The organism is Microcoleus asticus IPMA8 (assembly GCF_013179805.1).
Classification (GTDB): Bacteria; Cyanobacteriota; Cyanobacteriia; order Cyanobacteriales; family Microcoleaceae; genus Microcoleus; species Microcoleus asticus.
The window spans coordinates 1-6,812 of the sequence record NZ_SRRZ01000206.1; the positions used below are offsets into that span (position 1 = coordinate 1).

General features: G+C 42.5%; 1 protein-coding gene. It reads right to left on the reverse strand.

The window, feature by feature from the left end; genetic code table 11:
* Positions 1-47 precede the first annotated feature (47 nt).
* Entirely contained in the window at positions 48-6,614 is a 6,567-nt protein-coding gene (locus E5S67_RS30405; protein ID WP_172192985.1) for a LamG-like jellyroll fold domain-containing protein, read from the reverse strand.
* Positions 6,615-6,812: the final 198 nt, after the last annotated feature.

Sequence of the window (6,812 nt, forward strand, 5' to 3'; positions counted from 1 at the left end):
CTCATCCGATAGTTGTTTTAGGTCAGGGAGTTTTTTCATTCCTTTATCTAATGTCTATCTCGTTCTCTTGTCAAGGGGGTTGAGCAATTACGAATCCCCTTACTGCGTTTTTCGGTTTTAGTCATCGTTTGGGTGAGGTTGACTGTTGCTTGAGCAGTTAACTCTGCTCCAAATCCAAACACACCGAATTCCCCTTGAGCGCCTAAACCTGCCACCATGTTAAAGGCCCCGCCAATAGAATGTTCAGCAGTGTTGGCAAAACTTTGTGCCTCGGCTCGCAAACCGCCATCGGCATCCCAAACGTAGGTGTTGACAATGTTACGCTTTCCGGCACGAATTTGGATGTCTTCCATTTTCTTTTGCCAGCCGGCAAAACTCGCGGAGGCTTGGCTTCTTTTCTCTTCGTCTTTGATTTTTTGCTCTATTTCTGCTTGTTTCTGTTTCACTGCTGTTGACTGTTGATCGAAGGCTGCACCAGTTTCTTCCTCCAATTGTGCCTGTTGTGCTGCGGCTTGAGCTTGCTGTTCTTCTGGGGTAAGATTCTCCTCTGGCTTGTTATCTGGTCGATTAAGAGAGGTTTCCCCTGGAGCATTCCCTTTATAGGTTTGCGAATTTAATGAAGTTTCATCCACTAAAAGGGTATTAAACTGACAGAAATAGGCTTCTCGATTTTTGTCTTGTTGATCGATTTGTTGTTTGAGGTCATAAGCCTCTTGCAGACGATAGTAACTGGCCGGGTAAAGGGAGCCAAATTGCGATCGCATTTCTGGGACGTGCTTAAAGAAATGTTGGCTGGTGGCACTGCTTCCTGTCAAGCCGTCTAAGCTACCACTCATGGTATAGGCAGGATTGATCAAAAAGGTGATTGTATTAATATCAGGAGGCATATTCTCAACGGGGAGAACCTGATAACCGATCATTTTGCCACTGCGTTTCAGTCGGGTGATAAAGACATCTGATAAAGCCGAAACTACTAAGGCGTAACCGACATTTTTGGGGATGAATCTTTTGCCTAAGTGGGGGAAATTAGCATCTTGTTCTTGAGTACCGCACAATTTGATTGTGTCAGTCATACTTAGGGATGAGCTTGAGGTGATGCTGCTCTCATTTTGGAATTGGTAGCTCGTTTCTAGGTCGCCTTTGAAACCACTTTTGATCTCAGAAATTTTTGTGGTAAATCCAAACCCCGCGTCTGCTTCAGCGTTGGCTCCAATGAAGGTATCTATAGTTGATCCTAAACCGGAATCTTGGATTCGCTTCCAACTAAACTCTACGTCTTCCGACAGGGCTAATTCTACGGATGTCGCGGCGTGGTAGCCTTCGTCTATGGTCAGGTTTTCGCTGGGAATCGGGGGAGCACCTTCAATATAGCCTAGAAGTGTTGGGGCAAATTGACCGTTACCGATCCATTTGAGTTCTAATTCTTCGATGCGTTTGTCGGGTAAGAGTTCAACACCTTGGGCGGTGGGAGCGGCAAAAAACCGCCGCATGATGGCTGACCTGTCTTTACTGATGGTGCTATATTCGCAACTGACTAAGGCATTGTTGCTTACTAGGGCAACGCTGGCAACGCTGGGAACACGGGTAAGGGGGAAGTTTTCGTCTTTGACGAGCTTTGCTTGTTGTTGTACCGTACCATGAGTGCCATTAGGAGTCAGGTCTAGGACTTGGCGCTTTGAGCCTTCTGATTCGATGCTATCTAAAGGCAAATAAACGGCTAACCCTTCTTCTTTCCCAGTCAGGCGTTGGTTCATGTCTGCTTTAATTTCTGCTTCGCTACGAACTCTAAGCCAGAAGCAGAATTCAGCAACGCATCCGTCAAAAGAACCCGAATTCCCATTTCCGATAAATATGCTAAAAAAATTATTTGTAGTATTTCCAGATTGTACAATTCCATCTCCAAATTGTTCTCCATTGAGGTAAAGTTGGCAGCTACTGCCATCATAGGTGACACAAATATGCATCCAGGTTCTAAAAGCCACCGTTGGCACTAATAAAGTCTGCCTTAATCCTCCGAGCTCGCTGATCTCTAATTGCAATCCAATTGTGTTGTTTGGCTGGGAGAATATTATAATTTGGGTGTATACTCTATTATTACGAGAAAAATACAAAACTGACTCACCTGCGTATATGGGAGTTTTTAGAATTTTTGCCCAAAACGATATGGTAAATGCAGAGGAGTCGATGTTTTTTTCGATTTTTACCGCACCGCTATCACTAAAATGCATGACTCGATCGACTTCAACTTCTGCTTCTGCTTCAACTAACTTGCCAATTGGTGCAGCACATCCCCACCAGCTTGCGCCTGTAATTTCGCCATTATTGCCGTCACCTGTTTTGTTGTCGACTGTAATGTCTGTGGCTTCCGTAAGGGGATAATAAGCGAGTAAACCAGGTTCATTACCTGTTAGTAGGGTTTTGCTATTGACGGCAACTTCTTCTGCACTTAAAGCGATGCCCCAGATCCGAAGTTCGGCGATTTTACCAAACTGTTCTTTCCCGCTTTGAATATTGCCAATATACTTGACATTGCTGGTGACTTTCAGAATTGCTCTCTTGATATCTTCAAGCTCTCTCTTTTTATTAGCATCGTTGGGGGTTTCATTCAGCTTCTCTTCCGCCTCTGCTATGGCTGTGGCTTTAGTATCGCCAACTTTCTCGCCGTCAATGTAGAACAGGGTTGTATCTCCTTGGGCAACGGCAGTAAGATGATGCCAGCCCGGAGACAAACTTGTCAGATCGTAGCCACTACTTTTAAAATGCCCACCCTCGATCGCAATCCCTAATAAGTCGCTATTGTCTCCTTTTTTGACGATGATAGGTACAGGGTTATTAGTCTCTTTGCCTCTGACCAGACTATTATAAGTGCTTGTTGGTTTTGGCACTGGGAGTGGATAGGCAAACCAAGCTTCGATTGTCCATTCTTCATCTAAATAAACAGCGCGTTCTAGGGTGACTAGACTGGAATTGTTATTAAAGTTGAGGCAAGTTCGTACCGAATCAGGAATCCATTGTTCAAAAGTAGTATTTTTACTACTATCAGCAGCGGCATCAAAGTTAGTCAACCGCATCCGTCCTCGATCGTCAAAATAGCTTAGTTGGACGTTACCTTCACAGGTTTCGATCGCACTGAGACGACTGGCAGGACGCACAAACCCTAGTAAAGCACCTTGCGTTACTAGCCCTCTGCTATCTGAGTTTAGAGATCTCATTGTTTGAGGGGTTTGTTGGATGTTTTTAACACCTTCAATTACTGTGTTATTTGAGGTGTTCAACGCAGTTTGAATGAGGTTAAGTTCCGTTTCAACAACTCCTAAACGTTTTTTTAGATCTGCCAATCTAGCGTTTCTGCTGCTTGCACTGCCATTTATATCAGCTAATTCACCCAGAAGTGTAGTCAATGTAGCTTGCGCTGATGATAAGTTGCTTTGGAACTCAGTTAATTTGGTTTGAACGAAAGCTCGGTCTGTATTCCCAGCAAGGGTTTCTACCTTGATACTTGAAGTAAGATCATTGAAATTTTGCGACTCATTAGAACTGTACAAGTTGTTAATGTCCGCAGTTAGAACTTTGGTTCGACCACTGTCATTAATTCCATGTTCATAGAGGGTAACTTTTAGTCCAGGTGGCACTCTTACTGAACTGACTCTATCGTTCCAATTCCAATTCCCCGAAATATTTCCTATCACGTGTGTCCCTACACTGCGTGTCAAGCTTGTTCCCTGAAAGTCCGGATGTTCATAGAGGGTGACTTGTAGTTCAACTCGTTCCAATTCAGTTTTCCAGTAGTCTCGAAGAGAAGTATATGAATTGACAATAACTTGTTGGGTAGCAACTTCTCGCTCTTTGAGTTCTCGAGCTTGTTCTTGAGTGAAAACTTCTAAGAACTTAATTTGGGCATCCAAATTTCGTTTTTCTTTGAACATAACTGCTTCTTCAACTTCTTGGATTTCCAGTGTCTTCACGCTTTCTTGTAACTGAATTTGGCTATCAGCTAAGGTGGTCAAGTTAGCTATAGTGTCGGTATATTTTACCTCAGTAATACTATCAGAAGTTAACTGAATTTTATGCTTGCGAATTTCTAAGGTAGCCCAATTACCGTTAATTTCGCTAATGCCAAAAGAACGCACCATCGATACCCCATCTGGCACCGTAAAACTTGAACTCGCTTTATACCAGTTATTGTCTAAACTGGTAAATTCCGTTGCCTTTGCTGTTATCGTTATCCAATTTTGAGAACGCTGACTTTTCTTGCCTTTGTAGGTGAGAGAAAAAATGTTAGAACTCCCAGTCGTAGGATGAAAATTGTTGTCGGTTTTGAACTCAAATTCTTCGGTATAAGTGGCGCGTTCAGATACGGCAAACAAGTCTTCATTTTCGTATTTAGTAGCCTTAATTACCGCTGTTTGTGTTCCTTCTAAATTACGCTTGAGGGTGACAGAACTAACATAAGCACCACCTTGGACAATACCATCATTGCCATTAACAGAAAAATCGATAACTTTCCGTTCTTTGCCTTCAACAATAGCATCCAGTCGCCAATAACCTAATAAACCGAGTTCTTTACCTGTTAGTTGCAGGTACATACTATTTTTGATCTCTTCAGGAGTGCGAACTTTGTTCCAAATGCGAACATCGGCAATGCAGCCTTGAAAATAACTTCCTCCCAAGGATGAACCTATTTTTAATTTATCTTCGTTTCCTACAAATCGAGATTTGTTACTACCAGTTCTATCGTGACTCCCATTGATGAAGATTTTTTGTGTTTTTTCTTCTTCGCTATAACAAAACGCAACATGATACCAAGTATTGGCTGTAAGATTTGTTGTGCTAGGGGTATCGTTGCCATAAAATCCGAAATGTAGCTTATTGGTATATAGCGTTAAGTGTAGTCCCTGATTATTACTAGCTGTATCTGTACCTAATACAGTCTTGTATCCTGTTACTACACTAGGTTTAATCCAAGCTTCAACGGTAAAATCAGAACTTAAAACTTTGCCAGTTAATGGTAATTCAATATAATCACCATCCCCATCCAAGATGACTCCGCGCCGTTTTTGAGTTTGAATATTCGCACTGATGGCTGTTCCTGCTTGCCACCTCACCCCGTCTAAGCTAAAAGTATTGTCACCAACTTTTGTTACTGTGTAAGTGCCGTTATAGTCTTTGCTATCAACGACCTGCACCGAATCTCCATTGTTTAATCCATGATTAAGAGCCGTTACTTTTAATTTACCTTGGCTAGTAATTTCGTAGGCTGTGACAATACCATTAAAAATCAGCCCGGTTTCTTCTTCGGGAATCACTTCCCAATTTCCCCCGTGGGAACTTTCATGGGAAATTTCAAAGGTATTGTCGTCAATTTTGGTAACTTGGGAATATAAGCGGTTGTAGTCTTGATTTCCCGTAATTTTAACTTCGGTAATTTCTGTCTCATCTAACCCAGTAGCTGTAGCTGAAGTGAGGATAACCTTGTCATCTTCTCCTCTGGCAATACCAGTAATTGTCCCTTGGGGTGGCGGGTTAGTGGTGCCAATAGTTTTGATCTGGTCTAAGGTGTTGAGAGGCAATAATATTTGACGAGTATTACTGCGTCGAATTGTGGTATTATCTGGGTCGTCTTCGATCTCGGATAAAGTGCCATCAGCCGCCACTGCAAAGCTAATCGCTGCCACATTCCCGGCACCAGTACCAACGACTAACATGACGCGCACTGAATCCCTCAGCAGTTGCATTCCCTCATCGGTTAGTCTTTCCCGTTGTAAGTCGTATTTAGTCGCAGTTAACCCTTTAGCAACAGTAAGAGTTCCCAAATTTAAGGTTCGCTTGATAATACCTGCAATACTACGAGGTTCGGGATCGAGGATGGTATAGTCTCTGACATCAAATAATCCCTCCTCAGAAGCTCGAAGGGTAGTTAGTTCAACTTTTTTGCTTGTGCTATTGTAGGCAAAAATATGCCAGCGATATTTATCTTGCTCATTAGTAGGCAACAAGACGACAGAAAACCAACCATTAGCAAGATTATTGAGTAGACTCAGTTCAGTAGTCGGTTCATAAAAGTTATTGCCATTGATATCTGTATAATCTAAGGAATCAATGTTGGTCAGCCCATGTGCGCTTTTTTTCTGAGTTTTACTAGGTTTATGCTTCTGCTTACTGCGTTTGAAGCGGACTTCTAGCTTACGAGTTAAAGTATTAGTTAAACCGTCGAGAACAAACCGATCCACCAACAAGATGTTAGTCTTAGACTGACGGAAAATATAGAGATGTCCTAACCCCGAAACCAACTGTACGGGAGCGGAGGCTGACTGCTCATGGGTTTTGTAGAGCGATTTTAACAAATAAACATTTGCATTACCATTTTTATAGGTGAATTCTTCTGCTTCTTTGTCAAGGACTGATCGATCGTCAGCTTCATTGGGTAATTTTAGCTCTTGCCACTTTTCCCACCCAGTTCTTTGATCTTCGGGTGTATTAAGGTAGCTGTCTTCAAAGCCATCTTGCTTGACAGTGTACCAAATCTTCCCATCGGTATCAGTCGCTACTACAACGACTTTCCCTTCATGAGCAATGCTGTTGATGTGTTGGACTTTTTCTTTGGCTAGTAACATTTTTTGTTTTTCCCGACTATACAGGATAGATTTTGCCAGCATAGCATGGGCACAGCGAGGAAAAAACAAAATGATGCTCAGCAAGGTTGGGCCTGGAGAATTTGCTGATTAGACATCTCCGAAAACAATCAAAGCCTCTGTGTAGTTAAGCTCCTTGACGTAAATGTAATCATCCTAAATTAGCTAGTGTGCACGATA

Coding starts and splice junctions, on each gene's coding strand:
- E5S67_RS30405 (WP_172192985.1), bottom strand. CDS start 6,614: ATGTTACTAGCCAAAGAAAAAGTCCAACACATCAACAGCATTGCTCAT.